The sequence below is a fragment of the Streptomyces zhihengii genome, from assembly GCF_016919245.1.
In the GTDB taxonomy this organism is placed as follows: domain Bacteria; phylum Actinomycetota; class Actinomycetes; order Streptomycetales; family Streptomycetaceae; genus Streptomyces; species Streptomyces zhihengii.
On record NZ_JAFEJA010000001.1, the window covers coordinates 2086017 to 2108805 of the forward strand.

A 22789-nucleotide genomic window follows, 5' to 3' on the forward strand; every position below is an offset into this window, starting at 1 on the left:
CCCGGCCGTGCGGCCCCGCTCCCCCGCACTCCCACGCCGGCGGCGTCGAAGCGGGCGGGACAGCGGGGCGCTCGTGACGGGTGTGCCTGGTGGACGATGGCGGGCTCACCAGGCGTCGGCGAAGCCCTGGTGAACCCTGAAACGCCGTGAATCAAAAAGTTGAGTGATTCAGTCAATCTTTTGCAGCGCCGAGGTGACAGGTTTCTACCAGGTATCGACTTTGTCAACGGTTCGGTACGCAGAGGCACTTGGAGGCGCACACGAAGAAGCCCCCTGCCGTGGGGCAGAGGGCTGCGCGGACGCGCTTCACCGGGTCGCCGACGCGGCAGGAGTTCTTCGACGCCATGGACGCCGGCGCACTCGACTTCAGCGAGATCGTCGAGACCACCGGCCCACGGAACACCGACGGCTCGCTCAAGCACGGCACCTCTCAGGACGAGGGCAACGCCGCCTGATGCAGGACCGGTATCCGACCGACAAGTCCGCCCTGGCACGCTGGACGAAGCCCGCCGTGAAGACCGTGCCGGGGCCCCTTCACGAGCGCTGCCTGCTCGCCGTCTGCCGGCCGACCGAGTACGAGATGGTGCACTCCGCGCGGGACAGCGCGGAGGCCCTGCGCATCAGCACCTGGCTCCGCGCCTTCGACTACGTGCGCGCGGACGACGAGACCTTCGCACGAGCCCTGGACATCCAGCGGCACGCCCTCGACGCCGGCTTCCACCGCGCGCTGTCACTGCCCGACCTCCTGATCGCGGCGATCGCGGAGGCGAACCGGCTGACGGTGCTCCACTACGACGGCGACTTCGACATGATCGTCTCCCTCACCGGACAGGCCGCCGAGTGGGTCGTCCCGCCCGGCACCGCCGATCGCTGACGGAAGGCCTCCCGGCACGGCAGCCCGGTGAACGCCGCGCGGCGGACCCGCCGGGGCGCGCGCAGGCTGCCGGCGCGCAGCTACGCGCCGGCGGCCTGGGCGGTGGAGCCGCGGACGACGAGTTCGGGCTCGAAGAGGAGCTCGCTGTGGGGCACGTCGCTGCCGTCGATCTGGGTGGCCAGCAGCTCGACCGCGGCCCGGCCCATCGCCTCGATCGGCTGGCGCACCGTGGTCAGCGGCGGCTCCGTGCACGTCATGAACGCCGAGTCGTCGTAACCGACCACCGACACGTCCCCCGGCACCGACAGACCCCTCCTGCGCGCCGCCCGCACCGCCCCCAGCGCCAGCGGGTCACTCGCGCACACGATCCCCGTCACACCCCGCTCCAGCAGCCGCGAGGCGGCCGCCTGACCGCCCTCCAGCGAGAACATCGACCGCTCCACGAACTCCGGCCGGAGCGCGGAGCCGAGGGCCTTCGCCGTCCGCTCGGCCGAGGCGAGCTTCCGGCGGGAGGGGATGTGGTCGGTCGGGCCGAGGACGAGGCCGATCCGCTCGTGCCCCAGCGACACCAGATGCCGCCACGACTGCTCCACCGCCACCGCGTCGTCACACGCCACACACGGGAAGTCCAGCCCCTCGATCGCCGCGTTCACCAGCACCACCGGGATACGACGCTCCGCAAGCAGACGGTAATGCTCATGAGGCGCGTCCGCCTGAGCGAACAACCCACCCGCGAACACCACACCCGACACCTGCTGCTGCAACAGCAACTCCACATAATCCGCCTCGGACACACCCCCCTTCGTCTGCGTACACAGCACCGGCGTCAACCCCTGCTGAGCCAACGCACCACCGATCACCTCGGCAAACGCCGGAAAAATAGGATTCTGCAACTCCGGCAGCACCAACCCCACCAACCGCGCACGCTCACCCCGCAACTGCGTCGGCCGCTCATAACCCAACACATCCAGAGCCGTCAGAACCGACTGCCGCGTCGCCTCCGACACACCCGGCTTCCCATTGAGCACCCGGGACACCGTGGCCTCCGAGACCCCAACCTTCTTCGCCACCTGAGCAAGTCGTCGCGTCACCCGCGCAAGGCTAGTGCAAACCGCGCAATACCTTGCCGGGAGCGTCTGCTCCCTCCCCTCCGCCCCGGCCCCGCGGGGCGGAGGGGAGGGAGCGGGCGGCCTCATTGGTGGCGGACGGCCGGACGCCGGGCCCGGGCGGCATCAGTGGTGGCGGAACGGCCGGACCCCGGCCGGCGGCCTCAGAGGCCGACGTCGCGCTGCCGGAGGTCGGCCGCCGTCTCCCGGCGGACGAGCAGTCGCGCCGCCCCGTCCGCGACGGCCACCACCGGAGGGCGGCCGACGAGGTTGTACGAGGAGGCCATGGACAGGTGGTACGCGCCGGCCGCGGGCAGTGCCAGCAGGTCGCCGGGGCGGACGCCGACCGGCAGCGGCACGTCCTCGGCGAGCACGTCACCGGCCTCGCAGTGCCGGCCCACCACGGTCACCGTCTCCGTCTCGGCCACCTCCGCCGGTGGGCGCCCCAGCAGCCGGGGCGCGTAGCGCACCCCGTAGAGCGCCGGCCGGGGGTTGTCGCTCATCCCGCCGTCCACCGCGACGAAGGTGCGGCGCGGGCCGCGCTTCACCGCGAGGACCCGGTAGACCGCCACACCCGCCGGACCGCTCACCGCGCGGCCCGGTTCGACGACCAGCCGGGGCACCGGCAGTCCGGCCCGCGCGCAGCCGGCGGCCAGTTCGGCGCGCACCCTGCGGCCGAGTTCGGCGGGGTCCAGCACCGGGTCCCCCGGCCGGTAGGCGATGCCGTGGCCGCCGCCGATGTCGAGCTCGGGCAGCAGGACGCCGTGCGCGTCCCGCACCCGGGACATCAGGCCGACCAGCCGCCGCACGGCCACCAGGTACGGGGCGACGTCGGTGATCTGCGACCCCAGATGGCAGTGCAGACCGGTGAGGCGGAGCCGCGGCTGGTCGAGGATGCGGGCGATCGCGTGCCGGGCGTGGCCGTCCCGCAGGGACAGGCCGAACTTCTGGCCCTCCCCGCCGGTACGGATCTTGGGGTGGGCCCCGGCGGCGACGTCCGGCGTCACCCGCAGCATCACCCCCTGCCGGCGGCCCGGGTCCACGGTGGCCGCCAGCCGGGCGATCTCCACGGGATCGTCGATCACGACCCGGCCCACACCGTGACGGAGCGCGGCGCGCAGGTCCTCCGGAGACTTCGCGTTGCCGTGGAAGAGGATCCGCCCGGCCGGGAATCCCGCGGCGACCGCGAGCTCCAGCTCCCCGGCCGAGCAGACGTCCAGCCCGAGGCCCTCCTCCTCGACCCAGCGGGCGAACGCCCGGCACAGGAACGCCTTGGCGGCGTAGTGGACACAGGCGCCGGGGAACGCCCCCCGGTAGGCGCGGCAGCGTGCGCGCACCTCGGCCTCGTCCAGGACGTACACGGGTGTGCCGTACCGCGCGGCGACGGTCTCCAGCCCCACCCCGCCGACGAGCACCCGCCCGTCCGCCTCCTCCCGCGCGCTCCCCGGCCACACGGAGAGGGCGTCCGGGCCCGGGGGTGCGGTCGCGGGGGCCGTGTCCTCGGGTGCCGTGTTCTCGGGTGGCGTGTTCTCGGGCGGCGTCGTCACCGGGATCGGGTTCACGGGGATCGCGTTCACCGGGCGAGCGCGGCCGGGGGCCGGGGCGCGGGGACGAAGGGGGCGACCGGGGCCGGGGCGGGCGCGGTGAGCTGCGGGTCCAGGGTCAGCCTGGTCACCCCGAGCGGGGCGACGAGCGCGCGCAGGGCCGGCTCGGAGAGCGGGATCCAGGGGTGGGCGGCGCCGAGGGCGGCCCGCAGGCGCGCCGGGCCGGTGAAGGCGACGGCCGTCCGCTCCCCCACCGGCGTGCGGAAGAGACGGGCCGCACACCCGTGGACACCCGGCCGGACGGGGACGCACAGCCACCCGGCCGGGATCCGTTCCCCAGGTTCCGGATCGTCTCCGTACACGGTGTCTGCCATGGGTTCCTCCAAGGACGAAGCGACGGCCCGGCACAACCGTGCCGGGGCGTGCTCCGACGCTAAGCCGGAGATCCGCACCGGGGACCCGCCCCTGACACGCCCCTGACGCGGAGGCCCGGGACGCATACGCGGGCCTGACGCGGAGGCCCGGGACCGCATACACGCCCCTGACGCGGCGGCCCGGCGGACGGGCGCGAGGGGGCGCGGGATCGCCCCCGGGCCGGGAGCGCCGCCGCCCCCAACGGCCGCGGCCTCCCGCCCGCGCCACGGGCGCGAGGGGAGGCCGCGGGGGCGGACCGGCGGTCAGCGGGCGGCGGGGGCGCCCATCAGGCGGACCAGGAGGTCGTCGAGGCTGATCAGACCCGTGAGCGTGCCGTCGTCGTCCCGGACGAGGGCCAGCGAGGCACGGTTCCAGCGGAGCTGCTCGACCGCGTGGGAGACGCTGTCCCCGGAGCGCAGCTCGGGGACGGGGCGGGCCAGCTCGCGGGCCGAGACGGCCCGTCCGCGGGTCCGGGCGACCAGCGCGTCCCGCGCGTGGACCGAGCCGAGGACCGTGTCGCCGTCCACGACGATCAGCCGCGAGCGGTCGGCCCCGGCCGCCGTCGCCAGGATCGCGTCCAGCCCGGCGTCCGCCGGGACCCGCACGATGTCGGCGGCCGGGATGCGCAGCTCGGCGACCGGCGTCTGCGGCTCGGTCAGCGAGCGGGTGATCAGCTCGGAGTCCGTGTGGTTGATCAGGCCCAGCCGCTCCGACTCCCGCACCAGGTGGGTGAGCTGCTCGCGGTTGTGGACCGCGGCCAGCTCGTCCCGGGGCTGCACCCGGCACAGGCGCACCAGGGCGTTGCTGACCCGGTTGAGGATCCAGATCAGCGGGCGGACCGTCTTGACCACGGCGCGGAACGCCGGTGTCAGGAGCATCGCGGACCGCTCGGGGTGCGCGATCGCCCAGGACTTGGGCGCCATCTCGCCGACCACCATGTGGAGGAAGACGACGACGATCATGGCGACGGCGAACGCGATGCCGTAGCTCACCCCGCTGGGAAGCCCCAGGTCGTGCAGGAGCGGGTCGAGCTGGTGCGAGATCGCGGGCTTGGAGATCGAGCCCAGCCCCAGGGTGCAGATGGTGATGCCGAGCTGGGCGCCGGCCAGCATCAGGGACAGCTCCCGCATGCCGGCGAGTGCGGCCTTGGCGCCGCGCCTGCCCTCGGCGACCGCCTTCTCCACGCGGTGGCGTTTGGCGGCGACGAGCGCGAACTCGGCGGCGACGAAGAAGCCGCTGCCGATCAGCAGGAGGACGGTGACGAAGAGGGCCATCGGGAAACTCATGCCTGCGCCTCCTCGGCCGCGGGCCGCTCGACCGGGGTCAGGCGCACCCGCTCGGGCACGTGCCGGTCCAGCGTGAGGACGTCGAGGCGTACGCCGTCGACGGTGAGGCGGTCACCGATGGCCGGGAACCGCCCCAGCCGGTCGATGATCAGACCGGCGACGGTGTCGTAGTCGTCCTCCTCGGGGAGGGCGACGCCGGTGGCGTCCTCGATCTCGTCCAGGCGGCGCCCGGCGTCGACGAGCCAGCCGTCGCCGTCGGCGACGGCGAGGTGGACGACGGTGTCGCTCTCGTCGGCGATGTCCCCGACGAGCTCCTCCGCGATGTCCTCGTAGGTGACGATGCCGGCGACGCCGCCGTGCTCGTCCAGGACGACCGCGAACTCGTCGTCGCGGTCGCGCATCTGCGCCACCGCGTCGGGCAGCGGCAGGGTGTCGGGCAGCAGCAGCGGGCTGCGGGAGACCGCACCGGCGCTGGTGGCCGCGAAGCGGGCCTCGGGCAGGCGCATCAGCTCGCGCACGCCGAGGACGCCGGCGATGTCGTCCGGGTGGTTGCCGAAGACCGGGTAGTTGGAGTGCCCGTGCCGCGCGATCAGTCCGACGGCCTCGGTGGCCGTGGCGTCCTGGTGCACGAAGACGGCGTCCGCGCGCGGGACCATGACCTGGCCGAGCGTGCGCTCGGAGAACTCCACCGCGTGGTCGACCAGCTCGGCGGTGGCCGCCGGCAGGTGCCCCTGCTCGTGCGACTCGCCGATCAGGTGGCTGAGCTCCTCGAGGGTGGCGCCGTGGTGCAGCTCCTCCACCGGTTCGATGCCGATCCTGCGCAGCAGCCGGTTCGCCGCGCCGTCGAAGACGTGCACGACGGGGCCGACGATCCGCAGGTACAGCAGGGTGGAGGGCGCCAGGGACTTCGCCAGGCGCTCGGGCACGGCCAGGGCGAGGTTCTTCGGGGCCAGCTCGCCGATCACCATCTGGAGCACGGTGGCGAGGACGAAGGCGAGGACCACGGAGACGGCCGAGACGGCCGCGCCGGACAGTCCCGCCCCCTCCAGCGCGGGCCGCAGCAGGGCCGACACGGAGGGTTCGGCCAGGAAGCCGACGACCAGTCCGGTGACGGTGATGCCGAGCTGGGCGCCGGAGAGCATGAACGAGAGCCGCTCCAGCACCTTCAGGGCACGGGCGGCGCGCTTGTCACCGGCCTCGGCCTCCCTGGCGAGGGCCAGGCGGTCGGCGGCGACATAGGCGAACTCCTGGGCGACGAAGTACCCCGTGCCGAGGGTGAGGACGAAGACGGCCAGCAGGCCGAGCGCGGCACTCATCGAACACCACCTCGCCGCGCGCCGCGCTCATGGCGAAGTGGTCCGGGACTGTGTCCCGGGGGGTCCGTCGGTCTGGCGGACAAGGAGACTCCTTCGGTGATGGCTGAATCCGGTCAACGCATGGACCCTCCGCATTGTTCCCGACACGTATGCGGCCCGTTGGTGTCCGCTCGGCGCGCCACGCCGCACCGCCCGGCGGACGCCCCGGGGAACGCGCCGCGTCCCCGCACGGGCACGGTCCCGCGCGGAGTCGGACGCGAGGGTCGAGTTCCGGCCAGGAGGCCGGGGCCGCCGGAGCGGTCCGACCACGGAGCGGGCTGTCCAAAGTCTTGACGTGTTCCCGGCAGGGTGACTTCATGGGAGCGCTCCCACACCCATGGCATCACGAATGGGAGCGCTCCCACGCACGCCTTCGACCTCGATCCGGCGCCCACCTTCTGGAGTCTCAGTGAGAACGAGAAGCACGACGCGTACCCGAACGACACGGTCCCGCACCGCCGTATCCCTGCTGACGGGGCTGGCCACCCTCGTCGGGTTCGTCCTCCTCGGCGCCTTCGGCGCCGGCGCCGCGCAGGCCAGGACGGCCGCGGCGCTCGCGACCGGCCTGCACATCAGCGACGGGCGCCTGCTGGAGGCGAACGGCAACGACTTCGTGATGCGCGGCGTCAACCACGCGCACACCTGGTACCCGGGCGAGACGCAGTCCCTCGCCGACATCAAGGCCAAGGGCGCCAACAGCGTCCGGGTCGTCCTCTCCGACGGCCACCGCTGGTCCGAGAACAGCCCCGCGGACGTGGCCGCCGTCGTCGCGGACTGCAAGGCCAACCGGCTGATCTGCGTGCTGGAGGTGCACGACACCACGGGCTACGGCGAGGACGCCGCGGCCGGCACGCTGGACCACGCCGCCGACTACTGGATCGGGCTCAAGGACGTCCTCGACGGCGAGGAGGACTACGTCATCGTCAACATCGGCAACGAGCCCTGGGGCAACACCGACCCGGCCGGCTGGACCGAACCGACGATCGCCGCCGTGAAGAAGCTGCGCACGGCCGGCTTCCAGCACACGATCATGGTCGACGCCCCCAACTGGGGCCAGGACTGGCAGGGCGTGATGAAGGCCAACGCCCAGGCCGTGTACGACGCCGACACGACCGGCAACCTGATCTTCTCCATCCACATGTACAGCGTCTTCGACACGGCGCAGGAGATCAACGACTACCTCGACGGCTTCGTCGCGTCCGGGCTGCCCATCCTCATCGGCGAGTTCGGCGGTCCGGGGGACCAGTGGGGCGACCCCGACGAGGACACCATGATGGCCGCCGCCGAGCGGCTCGACCTCGGCTACCTCGCCTGGTCCTGGAGCGGCAACACCGACCCGATCCTCGACCTGGTCATCGACTTCGACCCGAGCCGTCTCAGCTCGTGGGGCGAGCGCATCTTCAACGGTGTGAACGGGATCGCCCAGACGTCGAAGGAGGCGACCGTCTTCGGCGGCGCCACCGGTGACGACCAGGCGCCGACCGCGCCCGGCGCCCCGGCCGCCTCGGCCGTGACCGCCGACTCCGCGACCCTCGCCTGGGCGGCGTCCACCGACAACGTCGGTGTCACCGGCTACGACGTGGTGCGCGTCAGCGGCACCACCGAGACGCAGGCCGCCTCCTCGGTCACCCCCCGGGTCACGGTCACCGGCCTGACCGCCGGCACCGCCTACACCTTCGCCGTCTACGCCCGCGACGCGGCCGGCAACCGCTCGGCGCGTTCCGCGACGGTGCAGCTCACCACGCAGACGGGCGGCACGCCCGGCGCCGGCTGCGCGGTCGGCTACCGGGTGGTGGGCGAGTGGCAGGGCGGCTTCCAGGGCGAGATCACGGTGCGCAACACCGGCACCGCGGCCGTCAGCAACTGGAAGCTGGGCTTCGCCTTCACCGGCGGGCAGACCGTCGCCAACATGTGGGGCGGCACCGCCGCGCAGACCGGCGGCACGGTGAGCGTCTCCCCCGCCTCGTACACGTCGACGATCGCCCCGAACGGGTCGGTCACGATCGGCTTCATCGGCACCAAGGGCGCGTCGAACCCGGCCCCGGCCGCGTTCACGCTCAACGGCGGCACCTGCGCCGCGGCCTGACACCGCGCACCGCGGCACACCGCCGCCGGCCGGTCCGGGCATCCGCCCGGGCCGGCCGGCGCGTGTGCGGCGCACCGCGCGGGGCAAGTGCGCCGCGATTGCGGCCACTTGTGCCGCGTATAGTCGGAGCCAGACGGATTCGCCCCCTCTGGCCGGAGGTTCCACGTGACCACCTCGCCCCACCCGGACCAGGTACGCGCAGGCCAGGCCATCTACCGGCCGTGGACCCTGCCGCTCTACGACCTCGTGGCCTTCAGGATCAACTGCCGGTTCCTCTTCCGCGTCCCGGTGCCCGAGGTGGTCGCGATGTTCGACCGCAACGTGTCCGACGAGCACCTGGACGTCGGGGTGGGCACGGGCTACTTCCTGGACACCTGCCGCACCGCGCCGCGGCAGTCCATCACCCTGGCCGACCTGAACGAGCACTCGCTGCGGCACGCGGCCCGCCGGCTGGCCCGCTTCGACGTCACCACCGTCCGGGCCAACGCACTGGAGCCCCTGCCGCTCCCGGAGCGTTCCTTCGGCTCCGCCTCGCTGAACTTCCTGCTGCACTGCGTGCCCGGCACCATCCGCGAGAAGGCCGTCGTGCTGGACAACGTCGCCGCCTGCGTCCGCCCGGGCGGCCGGATCTTCGGCGCCACCGTCCTCGGCAAGGGCGTGCCGGTGGGACCGGCGGCACGGGCGGTCGTCCCGCTGTGGAACTGGCGCGGTGTGATGCACAACGCCGAGGACAGCCTCGACGACCTCCGCGCGGAGCTGTCCGCCCGCTTCCCGGACCACAGGCTCACCGTCCACGGCTGCACGGCCCTCTTCGAGGCCGAGGTGCCGTGACCGGTCCCCCGGGCACGGACGACCGGCACGACGACACGGACCACGCCGACGTGCTGCGCAAGGCGGCCCGCGCGGAGAAGCTCGGCTGGGCCGCCATCGCCGCGGTGGTCGGCGGCGCGCTGCTGCTGGCCGCGGCCACGATCGCGTTCGGTGTGCTGGTCTTCGGGGTGCTGATCGCCTCCAGGGGCTGAGCACCGGCGGCGGGTGGGTCCGCGGACCGGGCCCCTCGCCGGCCACGGTCTCCCCGCGCCCCTCGCCGGCGACGAACTCCCCGCACCGCGACGCCCCTCGCCGGCCCGTCCTGCCGGCACCGCGAAGCGGCACGCGCGACGACGCGGGCCGTCACCCCCGCACGGGATGACGGCCCGCGTCGCACGGCACCGGCTACGAGCGGCGGGGAACCGGGATCACGTAGCGGCTGTAGAGGAGGTCGCGCAGGACGTCATCGCCGCCCTCGACGACGGAGACGTAGCGGACGTCGCGCAGGAGCTTGCCGATGGGGAGGTCGTCGGTGTAGCCGAGGCCGCCGAACATCTCCGAGCCCACGGAGGCCACCTCCCAGCCCGCCTGGCCGCAGAACATCTTGGCGGTCAGGGCGGACTTCAGGGTGCCCTGGCGGTGGAAGAGGGCGGGGGCGGAGGGGTCGGCCATGACGGTGTCGTAGTCGCGCGCGGCACGCAGACAGTGGCTCTTCATGACGTCGATCCACATCTCCATCTGCCCCAGCCGCTGCGCGAAGACGGGGTTGTCCATGAGGACGCCGTCGCGCAGCGGCTTGGTGCGGGCGTACGTCATGCAGTGGTCGCGGACGCGGCGGGCGATGCCGATGGCCGTGGCCGCGATCAGGATGCGGCTGGCGTTGAGGCCGATCTCCAGCAGCCGCAGCCCGGAGCCGTCGAGCCGGTTCCCGGCGGGGACGCGGCAGTCGTTCAGGGCGACCTGGTAGGTGTGCGAGGCGCGCAGGCCGATGACGTCCCAGCGCTTCACGATCTCGACGCCGGGGGTGTCGCGCGGGATCAGGACGGCGTGGTACGCCTCGGAGTCCTCCGCCGAGCGGGCGACGACGATCAGGAAGTCGGCGAAGTCGGTGTTGGTGGAGAAGAACTTCTCGCCCGTGACGACGAGTTCGTCGCCCTCGGTCCGCACCACCGTGCCGATGCGGCCGAGTTCGCTTCCCGCCTCCCGCTCGCTGCCGAGGGTCGCGCAGAACGAGCCGCGGGCCGCCATCGGTTCGAGGTAGCGGGCCTTCAGCTCGTCGGAGCCGTAGAGCTGCACCATGCTGGTGCCGAGCACCGAGATGAACAGGGTGAAGGCCGCGCCCGCGTCGCCGTAGGCGATCTCGTTCACGATCTCGACGCTGTCCTCCAGCGTGAGGCCCCGGCCGCCGAACTCCTCGGGCAGCCACCAGTTGGCCAGTCCGGTCTCGCGGAAGCGCTCGTAGACGTCCGAGGGCTTGTCGTCGAGCGCGTCGAGCTCGGTGTGCCGCCCGTCGAGGCACTCCTTGACGAACGCGCGCACGGCCTTCAGGTCTTCCGGTTTCATCACTTCACCATTTCCACGTCGGTCACCCGGGTGCACGGGTTGCTCATTCGGAGATCGCCCGCTGCACGAGCGCTTCGATGTCCAGGTCGTCGATCTCGTCGAGGTCGTCGGCGCCGTCCGGGCCGCCGGGCTCGGCGCCCTCCTCCGGCAGGCCGCCGGCCCCGTCCGCGGACCGCACGGGATCCGGCTCGGGGAACAGCAGCTCCCGCAGGCGCTCGGCCAGTGCGGCGGGGGTCGGATAGTTGTAGATCACCGTCGCCGGGACGTGCACGCCGGTGTCCTGCTTCACCTGGTTGCGGAACTCGACACCGCTGAGGGAGTCGAACCCGATCTCCTGGAAGGACATGTCGGCGTCGATGTCGTCGGCGGACGGATAGCCGAGGACCACGGCCGCGGTCTCCAGCAGCAGCGTCACCAGCTCCTCCCGCTGCTCCTCCGGTGCGAGGCCGGCCAGCCGGCGTGCCATCGGGGACAGGCCGTCCTCCTCCCCCGCCGCGTCGGCGGCCGGGGCCGCGGCGACGGCGGGCGGGGCGGCCGGGGCCCGCCGCGCCAGGGTGCGCAGCAGCGCGGGCACGGTGTCCTGCCACAGCGACGACCGGTCGATCTCCAGCGGGAGCTGGAGCGTCTCGCGCGCCGCGAGGGCGGCGTCGAAGAGCGCGGTGCCCTTCTCCGCGGCCAGCGGCGCCATGCCGTGGCGGCGGAAGCGCGCCAGGTCGGCCTGGCCGAGGGTGCTCGCCATGCCGATCTCCCACGGGCCCCAGGCGAGCGAGACACCGGGCAGGCCCGCGGCGGCGCGGTGCTCGGCGAGCGCGTCCAGGAAGGCGTTGGCCGCCGCGTAGTTGGCCTGGCCGGCGTTGCCGATCACCCCGACGACGGACGAGTACAGCACGAAGGCCGACAGGTCCGTGCCCTCGGTGAGTTCGTGCAGATGCCAGGCCGCGTCGGCCTTCGGCGCGAACACCCGGTCGATGCGCTCCGGGGTCAGCGACTCCACGGTGGTGTCGTCGAGGACACCGGCCATGTGCACGACCGCGGTCAGCGGCGCGTCCGGCGGGATCAGCGCGAGCTGCCGGGCCAGCGCCTCCCGGTCGGAGACGTCGCAGGCCGCGTGGGTGACGTGCGCGCCGAGCGCGGTGAGCTCGGCGGCGGGGCCGGGCGCGCCGGAACGGCTGAGCAGCAGCAGGTTGCGCACCCCGTGCCCGGTGACCAGGTGCCGTGCGAGCAGGGCGCCCAGTCCTCCGGTGGCGCCGGTGAGCAGCACCGTGCCGTCCGGGTCGAAGGCCGGACGCGGCGCGGTGGCGGCGGGCACCGGGATCAGCCCCGGGACGTAGGCGCGGCCCCGGCGGAGGGCGAGTTCGGGTACCCGGACGTCCAGGGTCTCCAGGGCGCGCAGCGACTCGTCGCTGCCGTCGGTGTCGACGAGGACGAACTGGTCGCCGTGCTCGCCCTGGGCGGAGCGCACCAGGCCCCACACCGGGGCGAGGGCCAGGTCGGGCGCCTCGCCGGGCAGGACGGCGACGGCGTTCGCGGTCACCACGACCAGGGGCCGGTCGTGGTGCTCCTCCAGGCGGCGGCGCACCGCGGCGAGCGCCTCGCCCGCGCTCGCCCGGGCCGCCTCGGGGGCGTCACCGGTGCCGGCGCCGATGTGCACGACGTCGGCGGGCGCAGCGCCCGGCGCGGCCCGGTGGGCGGCCGGGTCCACCGGGGACCAGCGCACCGTGAACAGGGAGTCGGCGGCCGAGCCGCCGGCCAGCCGGCCGGCCGAGGCCGGCATCAGCGCGAGCGACTCGACGGTCAGCACGGGCGAACCGTCGGGGGCGGTGACCGCCACCGACACCTCGGTGGCGCCGAGCCGGGCGACACGCACCCGCAGCGGGCCGCTGGCGGGCGCGTGGCAGGCGACGCCCGACCAGGCGTACGGCAGCATCGCCCGGTCGGCGTCGTCCGACGCCACCAGCGTGAGGACGGGGTGCAGCGCCGCGTCCAGCAGGGCCGGGTGGACGGCGAACCCGTCCGCGGCGTGCGGGACGTGATCGGGCAGCTCGACCTCGGCGTACATATCGTCCGCGAGGCGCCACAGCGCGCGCAGCCCCTGGAAGGCCGGGCCGTATCCGTAGCCGCGGCCGGCCAGTTCCGGGTAGAGGGCGGGCAGGTCGACCGGGACGGCGTCCCGCGGCGGCCACTGCTCCGCCGCGGCGGGCGGTGCGACGGGGCGGGGGACGGCGTGGCCGTCGGCGTGGAGGGTCCAGCCGCCCGAGGGGACGGACTCCGGGCGGGAGTACACCTCGACCGGGCGCCGTCCGCCCTGCCCGGCCTCGCCCGCGACGACCTGGAGCCGCACGGCGCCGTCGGCGAAGGTCAGCGGCGCGTGCAGGGTCAGCTCCTCGACCGCGGGGCAGCCGGTGGCCCCCGCGGCGTGCAGCGCCGTCTCGACCACGGCGGCGCCGGGGAAGACGGTGGTGCCGAAGATCGCGTGGTCGGCCAGCCAGGAGTCGGCCGCGGGGTCGATCCGGCCGCTGAACACCAGCCGGTCCGCGGCGGCGAGCTCGGTCACCGCGGACAGGAAGGGGTGGGCGACCGGGTCCAGTCCGGCGCCCGCGACATCGCCCGCCGGCTCGGCCTGCCGCGCCCAGTAGCGCTGGTGGTCGAAGGCGTAGGTGGGCAGGTCGGCGGGGACGCCGCTCACCCCGACGGCCGCCAGGTAGGCCGGCCAGTCGACCGGGACGCCGGCGACGTGGAGCCGGGCGAGGGCCTCGGCCGCCGCGCGCGCCTCCGGGCGGTCCTTGCGGACCAGGGGGACCGCCGTCGTCCCGGTGTCGGCGAGGGTGTCGCCCGCCATCGCGGACAGCACGCCGTCCGGGCCGGCCTCGACGAGGATGCCGGCGCCGGCCTTGACCGCGGCGGCGACCCCGTCGGCGAAGCGCACGGCCTCGCGGACGTGCCGCACCCAGTAGGCCGGGTCCTCCAGCTCCCCCGGTTCGGCGACGCGTCCGGTCACGTCGGACACCACCGGGATGCGCGCGGGCGCGTAGGCGACGGTGTCGGCGACCTGCCGGAACTCGTCCAGCATCGGGTCCATCAGCGGCGAGTGGAAGGCGTGCGAGACCCGCAGCCGGGTCGTCTTGCGCCCGTCGGCCGCCAGGGTCGCCGCGATCCCGGCGACGACGTCCTCCTCACCGGAGACGACCACGGCGGCGGGGCCGTTCACGGCGGCGACGGAGGCGGCGTGCTCGTGTCCGGCCAGTGCGGCGCGGACCTCGTCCTCGCCGGCCTGCACGGCCACCATGGCGCCGCCGGGCGGCAGCGCGCCCATCAGCCGCCCGCGGGCGGCGACCAGCCGGGCGGCGTCCTCCAGCGAGAACACCCCGGCCACATGGGCGGCGGCGAGTTCGCCGATGGAGTGGCCGACGAGGACGGCCGGCTCGACGCCGAGCGAGGTGAGCAGCCGGTAGGCGGCCACCTCGAAGGCGAAGAGCGCGGGCTGCGTCATCGCGGTGCCGTCGAGCAGGGCGGCCCCGGCGGAGCCGGGCTCGGCCGCCACCGCGTCGTCCACGCGGTGCTCCAGGTGCGGATCGAGCGCGGCGCAGACCTCGCGCCAGGCGGTGGCGAACACCGGGAAGGCGGCGATCAGTTCGCGGCTCATGCCGAGCCGCTGGCTGCCCTGTCCGGAGAACAGCACACCGACGCCGGGCGCCGCGGGGGCGTGACCGGCGACCACGGCGGCGTCACGGCGGCCCTCGGCGAGCGCCTCCAGCCCGGCGAGCAGCTCCGCGCCGTCCCGGCCGACGACCACCGCCCGGTGGTCGAAGGCGGTGCGTCCGGTGCTCAGCGCCAGGGCGACACCCGCGGCGTGGGCGGCGTGGGCGGCTTGCGCCGCCGCGGCGTGGGTGGGGGTGCCCGTGGCGGGGGCGTCCGCGCCGGGGGTGGCACCGGTGGCGGGGGCCGTTCCGGAGGCAGGTGCCCCGGTGTCGGGGGCCGGGGCCACGGGGGCCCCGGCGGTCCCGGTGAGGGCCGGTGCCTCGGTGGCCGGGGCGGTCCCGGGCGCGGGGGCCCCGGTGTCGGGGGCCCCGGTGTCGGCGGCGGCATCCCGGCCGGAGACGGTTCCGGAGAGGGGGGTCCCCGGTTCGGAGCCGGTGGCCTCGGTGGTCCCCGGCGCGAGGGCCCCGGCAGCGGGGGCGGCATCCCGGCCGGAGACGGTTCCGGAGAGGAGGGTCCCCGGCTCGGAGCCGGTGGCCTCGGTGGTCCCCGGCGCGAGGCCCCCGGCAGCGGGGGCCGTGGCTGTCCCCGTGCGGGCGGTGGCCCCGGGGCCGGTCGCGGAAGCGAGGGCCCCGGTGTCGGCGCCGGTGGCCAGGGCGGAGACGGTTCCGGAGAGGAGGGTCCCCGGCTCGGAGCCGGTGGCCTCGGTGGTCCCCGGCGCGGGCGCCCCGGTGTCGGCGCCGGTGGCCGGGGCGGTCGCGGAGGTGAGGGACGTGGCGAGTTTGCGGGCCTGGGCGGCCAGGGACTTGGCGCTGTGGGCCGAGACCGGCCAGACCAGGGCGCCGCGGGGCGGGGCCTCGGCGGGGGCGGCCGGCGCCGGGAGGTCACCCTGTTCGATGATCACATGCGCGTTGGTGCCGCTGATGCCGAAGGAGGAGACGCCCGCGCGGCGCGGGCGGCCGGCGACGGACGGCCAGTCGCGCTGCTCGTCGAGCAGCCGCACCGCGCCCGACGACCAGTCGACCCGGCGCGTGGGCTGCTCCGCGTGCAGCGTCCGCGGGAGCACGTTCGCGCGCATCGCCATGATCATCTTGATCACGCCGGCGACGCCGGCCGCCGCCTGGGTGTGGCCGATGTTCGACTTGAGGGACCCCAGCCACAGCGGGTCCTCGCGGTCGCGCCCGTAGACGGAGAGCAGCGCCTGGGCCTCGATCGGGTCGCCGAGGCCGGTGCCGGTGCCATGGGCCTCGACCGCGTCCACCGCGTCCGGGGGGAGGTTCGCCGAGGCGAGGGCCTGCTCGATCACGCGTTCCTGGGACGGGCCGTTGGGCGCCGTCAGACCGTTGCTGCCGCCGTCCTGGTTGATCGCGCTGCCGCGCAGCACGGCGAGGACGCGGCGGCCGTTGCGGCGCGCGTCGGACAGCCGCTCCAGCACCAGCACGCCGACGCCCTCGGACCAGCCGGTGCCGTCCGCCTCGTCGGAGAACGCCTTGCAGCGGCCGTCCGCCGCCAGCCCGCCCTGCCGGGCGAACTCGGTGAACATGCCGGGGGTGGACATCACGGTGACGCCGCCGGCGAGCGCGAGGGAGCTGTCTCCCGAGCGCAGCGACTGGGCGGCGAGGTGCACGGCGACCAGCGAGGAGGAGCAGGCCGTGTCGACGGTGACGGCGGGGCCCTCCAGGCCGAGGGAGTACGCGATGCGCCCGGACACCACGCTGCCGGATCCACCGGTGAGCGCGTGCCCCGCGAGGTTCTCCGGGACGTCCTGGAGCCTCGGCAGGTAGTCCTGGGCCATGGCGCCCATGAACACGGCGGTGCCGGTCCGGCGGAGCGCGGCCGGGTCCTGGCCCGCGTTCTCCAGCGCCTCCCAGACGGCCTCCAGGGCGAGCCGCTGCTGCGGGTCCATGGCGAGGGCCTCGCGGGGGCTGATACGGAAGAAGCCCGCGTCGAAGTCGGCCGCGTCGTCGAGGAATCCGCCGGCGGGGACGAAGCCCGGGTCCGTGTCGGCGGGCCAGCCCCGGTCCTCGGGGAAGCCGGTGATCGCGTCGACGCCGTCGGCGACCAGCCGCCACAGGTCCTCGGGGGTGCTCACCCCGCCCGGCAGCCGGCAGCTCATGCCCACGATCGCGATCGGCTCGTCGCCGGCCGGGGCGGGCGCGGTCCGCTCCCGGGCCGCCGGGGCGTCCGCGGTGCCGAGCAGCCGCTCGCCGAGATGGCGCACCACGGCGGCGGGTGTCGGGTGGTCGTACGCCAGCGAGGCCGGCATCTCCAGGCCGGTCGCGGCGTTCAGCCGGTCGCGGAGCTGGACGACGGTCACCGAGTCGAAGCCCAGCTCCTTGAAGGTGCTGTCGGCGCCGATCCGTTCGGTGTCGGTGTGCCCGAGCACCACCGCGGCCTCGCCGCGGACCAGCGTCCACAGCTCCCGCTCGCTCGTGCCGTCCGCCGGGGCGGCCGGCCGCGCGGCGACGGGGGCGAAGGCCGGGGCGGCGGTGGCCGCCGGTGCGGGCGCGGCGCTCGCGGCGACCCAGTGGGTCTCGCGCTGGAAGGCGTACGCGGGCAGCGCCACGCGGCGGGCGCCCGGGAAGTGGCCCCGCCAGTCCACGTCGACGCCCCGGCTGTGGAGTTCGGCCATGGACAGCAGCAGGCGGCGGGTCTCGTCCTCGTCGCGGCGCAGCGTGGGCTGCACGATCGCGGACCCGACCGTGGCCGCGATGTGCATGGTCAGCACCGGGTGCGGGCTGACCTCGACGAACACCCCGTAGCCGTCGGCCGCGAGCGCCTCGACGGTGTCGGCGAACCGCACGGGCTCCCGCAGGTTGCGGTACCAGTACTCGGCGTCGAGGGCGGCGGGGTCGAGCGGGCCGGCGACCACGGTGGACCAGAAGGCCACCCCGGTGTCGCGGGTCGCCGCCCCGGCGACGCCGGCGAGCACCTCGTCGCGGATCGACTCGACGTGCTCGCAGTGGGAGGCGTAGTCGACGGGGACGATCCGGGCGCGGACGTCCCGGGCGCGGCAGTCCTCGACGGCCGCGCGGACCCCGTCCGGGTCGCCGGAGATGACCACGGTGCCGGGCGAGTTGACGGCCCCGACGGCGACGCCGGGCCGGTCCACCTGGTCGGCGGGCAGGTCGAGGACGGCCATCAGGCCGCGTCCCGACAGCTTCTCGGTGATGACCCGGGCCCGGGCCACGATCAGGCGCACGCCGTCGGCCAGGGAGAGGATGCCGGCGGCGGTGGCGGCGGCGATCTCGCCCTGCGAGTGGCCGATGACGGCGTCGGGCGTCACGCCCGCCGCGCGCCAGACCTCGGCCAGCGAGACCATGACGGCGAACAGGGCGGGCTGCACGACGTCCATCCGCCGCAGCGCGGCCTCGTCGCCGAGCACCTCGCGCAGCGAGAAGCCGCCGTACTCGTGGAGCAGGCGCTCGCACTCGTCCATGCGGGCGGCGAACACGTCGTTCGTCTCCCACAGGCCCCGGGCCATGCCGACCCAGTGCGCGCCCTGCCCGGAGAACACCCAGACCACGCGCCCGCCGTCGACGGCGGTGCCGGTGACGACGCGCGGCGACGGGGTGCCGTCGGCCAGCGCGGCGAGTCCGTCGAGCAGTTCGCCGCGGTCGGCGGCGAGGACGACGCCGCGGTTCTTCAGGGCGGACCGGGTGGTGACGGCCGAGTACCCGACGTCCAGCGGGCGCAGCCCCGCGTCGTCCCGCACCCGCGCGTGCAGCTCACGCGCCTGGGCCCGCAGGGCCCGGGGGCTGCGCGCCGACACGGTGACGGGCAGGGGGGTGCCGGCGGAGCCGGCGGCGGGGGGCTGCTCCACGGGGGCGTCGGCACCCGCACCGGCCGCCCGGGCCACGGGGGCGTCGGCGCGGGCCACGGGTGCCTGCTCCCCCGGCGACCCGCCTCGCGCGGGGGCGTCGGCGGCGTGCGCCGCGTGACCGTCGGCTGCGGCGGGCGAACCGGCGGCCTCCGGCGCGCGGCTCCCGTCCGCGGGGGCGTCGGCTGTCCCCGGCGCGCGGTCCTCGCCCCGCGCAGGCGCGTCGGCGGACCGCACCACGGCGTCTTCGCCGTGCGCAGGCGCATCGGCGGCCCGCGCCGCGGGGTCCTGCACCGCGAGGGCGTCGGCTCCGTCGGCGCGTGCCTGCGCCACAGGCGACCCGCCTCGCGCAGGGGCACCGGCCGCCCGCGCCGCGTGCATCCCGTCCGCGGCGGACACGTCGGCGGGCCGGGCCGTGGGCGCCGGGGCCGGGGCGGTGAGGACGAGGTGGCAGTTGGTGCCGCCGATGCCGAAGGAGCTGACGCCCGCGAGGCGCGGGCCGTCGGGCCACGGCGCGGCGGTGGCGTTGACGCGCAGCTTCCACGCGTCGAGCGGGATGTCCGGGTTCGGCGTCTCGTAGTTGAGGCTGGCGGGGAGCACGCCGTGCCGCACCGACAGGGCGGCCTTGATGAGTCCCAGCACGCCCGCCGCCGCGTCGAGGTGGCCGATGTTGGTCTTCACCGAGCCGACCAGCAGGGGGCGGCCGGCGTCGCGGTGCTCGCCGTGGACGGCGGCCAGGGCGCTCGCCTCGACGGGGTCGCCCGCCCGGGTGCCGGTGCCGTGCAGTTCGACGTACCGCACCTCGGCGGGGTCGACGCCCGCGTCGCGGCAGGCGGCGCGCAGCAGAGCGGCCTGCGCCTCGGCGCTGGGGACGGTGAGCGCGCCCGGCCCGTCGTGGTTGACGGCGCCGCCGAGCAGCACGCAGTGGACCTCGTCGCCGTCGGCGACCGCGTCGGCGAGGCGCTTGAGCACCACCACGCCGGCGCCCTCGCCGCGGACGAAGCCGTTGGCGCGGGCGTCGAAGGTGTGGCTGCGGCAGTCCGGCGACAGCGCGCCGGCGCGGGCGAAGGCGATGGTGCTCTCCGGCACCAGGTTGAGGTGCACACCGCCGGCGAGTGCCAGCCGCGCGGTGCCGGAGCGCAGGCTCTCGCAGGCCATGTGGACGGCGACGAGCGAGGAGGACTGCGCGGTGTCGACCGTCAGGCTCGGCCCGTGCAGGCCCAGATGGTGCGAGACCCGGTTGGCGATCAGGCCGCGGCTGAGACCGGCGACGGAGTGGTGGGACAGCGCGTCCCCGCCCTGACGGTGCACCAGGGAGGCGTAGTCGTCCCCGGTGGCGCCGAGGAACACGGCGGTGGCGCTGCCGCGCAGGCTCTCCGGCGGGAGGAAGGCGTCCTCCAGGGCCGCCCAGCTCAGTTCGAGCACCATGCGCTGGCGCGGGTCCATCACCTGGGCCTCGCGCGGCGAGACGCCGAAGAACTCCGCGTCGAAGTCGGCGACGCCGTCGACGAATCCGGCCTGCGGATGGCGCGCCAGCTCGTCGATGTCCGCGGGCCACCGGCCGGGCGGCGCGCCGGATATCGCGTGGCGCCCCTCCCTCAGCATCCGCCAGAACGAGCGCACGTCCTCGGCGCCCGGGACCCTGCACGACATTCCGACGACGGCGACGGCGTTCCGGTCCATCCCGGTGAGCCCCTGCCCGTACTCGTTCCCGCCCATAGAGCTCCAGCCCTTTCTACCCCTTTGCCTGCACGATCCGCGGACGCCGTCCGCAGATACATTTCCGCGGGTGCCGGTCCGGCGAATTTCGGCCGTGCGGGGCGGGGGCGGGGCCGCGGGGACGCGGAAGGCCCCTTGTCCCGCGCCCGGAGGGCTGCGGGACAAGGGGCCTTCACGCCGAAACGCCGAAACGCCGAAGCGCCGAGCCGCGCCGGGGTCGGCGGGCGACGGGCGACGGGCCGTCGGCGGACCGTGCGGGCCGGCGGGCCGTCAGCGGGCCGTGCGGGTCCGCCAGGAGCGGCCGATCGCCTTGACCAGGGACGGGGTCACGAAGACACGCCGGAACGGGAGGATCAGCGGCATGTAGACCTTCCCCAGAGTGCCCTTCTTCTTCACCAGGATGGCCATCACCGCGTGGTGGCCGCCCTTGCCGTCGTCGACCCAGCCGATGTGCATGGCGGCGTGGACGGTCTTGTTGACGACCTCGGTCACCCACTCGTCCTTCGACTGGTAGACCGACTTCAGCGGCACGACCTTCATGTCCGGGCCGCGCGGGCCGTCCCGCAGGTCGTCCGGCAGGCGGTCGCGCAGCGAGGGGTTGCGCGGCCCGAGGCCGTGCTCCTTGCCGTCCCACTTGAGGATCGCTCCGAGTCGCCAGCGGATCGCGAACAGCAGCTTGTACATCGGCGAGGGCTTGAAGTCGGCCCCGTCGCTGTCGAACTGCGCCACGAGGAGCGCCAGGTCGTCGGGGCCTCCCGGGGTCTGAAGGTGCCAGACGTCCTCGATCTCGAAGTCCTTGATGAACTCGTGGACCCTCCACGGCCGCTCGGTGAACGCGGTGTCGGGGAGCCTCATGCAATCCTCCATCTCGTGTGGAACGGACGCGCGGCGGAACGCGCGCCTGACCTGTCCGCCGGGCGGGCGGGTCGCATCGGATGGCCCACGAACGCCGCCGGAGTGCGCCGGCGGCGTTCCGCGGGACCAACCTACCGGGCCGGTACGGGACGCCGGGCCGGAGCGCCGGCCCCCGCGGCCGGCGCCCGGCGCGCCGGTGGCGGCGCGGTCAGCGGGTACCGGTCGTGGCCCGCACCCGGCGCGGCCGGAAGATCATCCGGGCGCCGTTCTTCGGGATGTTGACGACCGTGCGGCTGTGGGCGAACTCCTGCTTGGCGTCGGCGCGTTCCACGTCCAGGGTGGTGAGGATCTCGGTGAGGGTCGCCTTCAGCTCCACGAAGGCGATCCGGTCGCCGAGGCAGCGGGTGTGGCCGCCGCCGAACGGGATCCAGGTGTGCGAGCCCGGCTTGACGCCGAGGAAGCGCTCCGGCTTGAACGCGTCCGGGTCGGGGTAGTTGTGCTCGTCCCGGTTGAGCAGGTAGGCACTGGCCCACAGGCGGTCGCCGGGCTCGTAGCGGACGCCGCCGATGTCGATCGGCTTGACCACCTCGCGGGGCACGATCTGCTGGATCGGCGGGCCGAGCCGCAGCACCTCGTGGACGACGGCGGTGAGGTACTCGTCGCCCTCGCCGGCCTCGATCTCGGCGCGCAGCCGCTCGACGACCTCCGGGTGGCGGGTGAGGAACTCCATGGACCAGCAGATCGCGGCGGCGGTGGTCTCGGTGCCGGCCAGGAACTGCGTCATGATCTCGTCGCGCATCTCGACGCGGCTGGGCTTGGAGCCGTCGGCGTTGGTGATGCCCAGCATGACGCCGAGCAGGTCGTCGCCCTCGGCGCCGGAGCGCGCCCGCTCCTCGATGGCGGCGTCGACCATGCGGTAGACCCGGTCGCGGCGGGTGAGGAACTCGTTGACGCCGTTGGGGCGCAGCAGGCGCAGCATCTTCACGCGCCAGGCCGGCATGCGGTGGAACATCGTCATGGAGGCGGGCCGGGAGTTGAACTCCAGCATCTTCATCACCTCCTGGAACATCGCGTCCTCGCAGGAGGGGCGGTGCTCGCCGAAGAGGACCTCCATGATGACCTGGGTGGTGTAGCGGTGGGCGTACGGGTGCACGGAGACGGCCCGGTCCCGGGGCCAGGAGGCGACGGTCTCCTTGGCGAGCTGGTAGACGGCCCGCTCGACGCGCTTGAGCGCGTCGCCGCGGAAGCTCGGCATCACGGCGCGGCGCCGGGCGGTGTGGGCGTCCTCGTCCAGCCAGGCGAGACCGTTCTGGCCGGTCCACTTCTCGATGGGGCCGTTGCTGGATCCGGTGTGCAGCACGTCGCGGGGCGCGAGGAACATCCGCTTGACGTCCTCCGGAGCCGATATGACGTGGATCCGGATGCCCGGGATGATCTTGACCCGGAAGCGGCTGCCGTACGCGGCGCGGCACTGCTTCAGGAACGGCTCGGGGCGGGCCCAGATGCCGAGCACCTGGCGCAGCCGCGCCGATTCCACCATGGGCAGCGAGGACGACGGGACGGTGGTCTGCGCGGCCGGCGCGGAGTGGTCGACCGGGCACGTGCCTCCGGAAGCGACGGCCGTGTCGTGGGCGTTGCTGGTGTGGTCCATGTGTTCGTGC

14 protein-coding genes are annotated in these 22789 nt (G+C 74.7%); 5 read left to right on the forward strand and 9 right to left on the reverse strand.

What is annotated here, in order from left to right; all coding sequences use genetic code 11:
* Positions 1–278: 278 nt before the first annotated feature.
* A complete protein-coding gene (locus JE024_RS08575) occupies positions 279–455 on the forward strand; it encodes a hypothetical protein (RefSeq protein WP_244882699.1) in 177 nt (58 codons plus the stop codon).
* Complete coding sequence (locus JE024_RS08580) at positions 455–874, forward strand: PIN domain nuclease (protein ID WP_205373038.1); 420 nt, start codon at positions 455–457, stop codon at positions 872–874. The genes JE024_RS08575 and JE024_RS08580 overlap by 1 nt, the downstream gene beginning before the upstream one ends.
* An 80-nt stretch (positions 875–954) precedes the next feature.
* On the opposite strand, the gene JE024_RS08585 is transcribed toward JE024_RS08580, so the two are convergent.
* The 5 genes from JE024_RS08585 to JE024_RS08600 all read right to left on the reverse strand — a co-directional run bounded on the left by JE024_RS08585 (position 955) and on the right by JE024_RS08600 (position 6540).
* Positions 955–1965 carry a LacI family DNA-binding transcriptional regulator gene (locus tag JE024_RS08585; protein WP_205373039.1) on the reverse strand — a complete coding sequence of 337 codons (1011 nt, stop codon included), beginning with the start codon at positions 1963–1965 and terminating at the stop codon, positions 955–957.
* 179 nt (positions 1966–2144) lie between these two features.
* Entirely contained in the window at positions 2145–3557 is a 1413-nt protein-coding gene (gene lysA / locus JE024_RS08590; RefSeq protein ID WP_372449780.1) for a diaminopimelate decarboxylase, read from the reverse strand.
* Positions 3554–3898: an SAV_915 family protein gene (locus JE024_RS40980; protein WP_244882701.1), complete on the reverse strand. Its 345-nt coding sequence runs from the start codon at positions 3896–3898 to the stop codon at positions 3554–3556. Before JE024_RS40980 ends, lysA begins: the two co-directional genes overlap by 4 nt.
* Positions 3899–4201: 303 nt before the next feature.
* Positions 4202–5224, reverse strand: a complete 1023-nt coding sequence (locus JE024_RS08595) for a hemolysin family protein (protein ID WP_205373040.1) — start codon at positions 5222–5224, stop codon at positions 4202–4204.
* Positions 5221–6540, reverse strand: a complete 1320-nt coding sequence (locus JE024_RS08600) for a hemolysin family protein (protein WP_205373041.1) — start codon at positions 6538–6540, stop codon at positions 5221–5223. Before JE024_RS08600 ends, JE024_RS08595 begins: the two co-directional genes overlap by 4 nt.
* Positions 6541–6988: 448 nt before the next feature.
* On the opposite strand from JE024_RS08600, the gene JE024_RS08605 reads away from it, so the two are divergent.
* The 3 genes from JE024_RS08605 to JE024_RS08615 all read left to right on the forward strand — a co-directional run bounded on the left by JE024_RS08605 (position 6989) and on the right by JE024_RS08615 (position 9687).
* Positions 6989–8665 carry a cellulase family glycosylhydrolase gene (locus tag JE024_RS08605; protein WP_244882702.1) on the forward strand — a complete coding sequence of 559 codons (1677 nt, stop codon included), beginning with the start codon at positions 6989–6991 and terminating at the stop codon, positions 8663–8665.
* 165 nt (positions 8666–8830) lie between these two features.
* Positions 8831–9496 (forward strand): class I SAM-dependent methyltransferase, encoded by a 666-nt coding sequence (locus JE024_RS08610; RefSeq protein ID WP_205373043.1) that lies wholly within the window; start codon positions 8831–8833, stop codon positions 9494–9496.
* Positions 9493–9687 carry a hypothetical protein gene (locus tag JE024_RS08615; RefSeq protein WP_205373044.1) on the forward strand — a complete coding sequence of 65 codons (195 nt, stop codon included), beginning with the start codon at positions 9493–9495 and terminating at the stop codon, positions 9685–9687. The genes JE024_RS08610 and JE024_RS08615 overlap by 4 nt, the downstream gene beginning before the upstream one ends.
* A gap of 193 nt (positions 9688–9880) precedes the next feature.
* On the opposite strand, the gene JE024_RS08620 is transcribed toward JE024_RS08615, so the two are convergent.
* The 4 genes from JE024_RS08620 to JE024_RS08655 form a co-directional block, all read right to left on the reverse strand.
* Positions 9881–11038 carry an acyl-CoA dehydrogenase family protein gene (locus JE024_RS08620; protein WP_205373045.1) on the reverse strand — a complete coding sequence of 386 codons (1158 nt, stop codon included), beginning with the start codon at positions 11036–11038 and terminating at the stop codon, positions 9881–9883.
* A gap of 43 nt (positions 11039–11081) precedes the next feature.
* On the reverse strand, positions 11082–20273 hold the full coding sequence (locus JE024_RS41910; RefSeq protein WP_280521550.1) for a type I polyketide synthase: 9192 nt from the start codon (positions 20271–20273) through the stop codon (positions 11082–11084).
* 270 nt (positions 20274–20543) lie between these two features.
* Entirely contained in the window at positions 20544–21128 is a 585-nt protein-coding gene (locus JE024_RS08650; RefSeq protein ID WP_205373046.1) for a DUF2867 domain-containing protein, read from the reverse strand.
* Between the two features lie 208 nt (positions 21129–21336).
* The gene (locus JE024_RS08655; protein WP_205373047.1) at positions 21337–22779 is read right to left on the reverse strand and encodes a cytochrome P450; all 1443 of its coding nucleotides are present in this window, start codon (positions 22777–22779) and stop codon (positions 21337–21339) included.
* Positions 22780–22789: the final 10 nt, after the last annotated feature.

Coding starts and splice junctions, on each gene's coding strand:
- JE024_RS08580 (WP_205373038.1), top strand. CDS start 455: ATGCAGGACCGGTATCCGACCGACAAGTCCGCCCTGGCACGCTGGACG.
- JE024_RS40980 (WP_244882701.1), bottom strand. CDS start 3,898: ATGGCAGACACCGTGTACGGAGACGATCCGGAACCTGGGGAACGGATC.
- JE024_RS08595 (WP_205373040.1), bottom strand. CDS start 5,224: ATGAGTTTCCCGATGGCCCTCTTCGTCACCGTCCTCCTGCTGATCGGC.
- JE024_RS08600 (WP_205373041.1), bottom strand. CDS start 6,540: ATGAGTGCCGCGCTCGGCCTGCTGGCCGTCTTCGTCCTCACCCTCGGC.
- JE024_RS08620 (WP_205373045.1), bottom strand. CDS start 11,038: ATGAAACCGGAAGACCTGAAGGCCGTGCGCGCGTTCGTCAAGGAGTGC.
- JE024_RS41910 (WP_280521550.1), bottom strand. CDS start 20,273: ATGGGCGGGAACGAGTACGGGCAGGGGCTCACCGGGATGGACCGGAAC.
- JE024_RS08650 (WP_205373046.1), bottom strand. CDS start 21,128: ATGAGGCTCCCCGACACCGCGTTCACCGAGCGGCCGTGGAGGGTCCAC.
- JE024_RS08655 (WP_205373047.1), bottom strand. CDS start 22,779: ATGGACCACACCAGCAACGCCCACGACACGGCCGTCGCTTCCGGAGGC.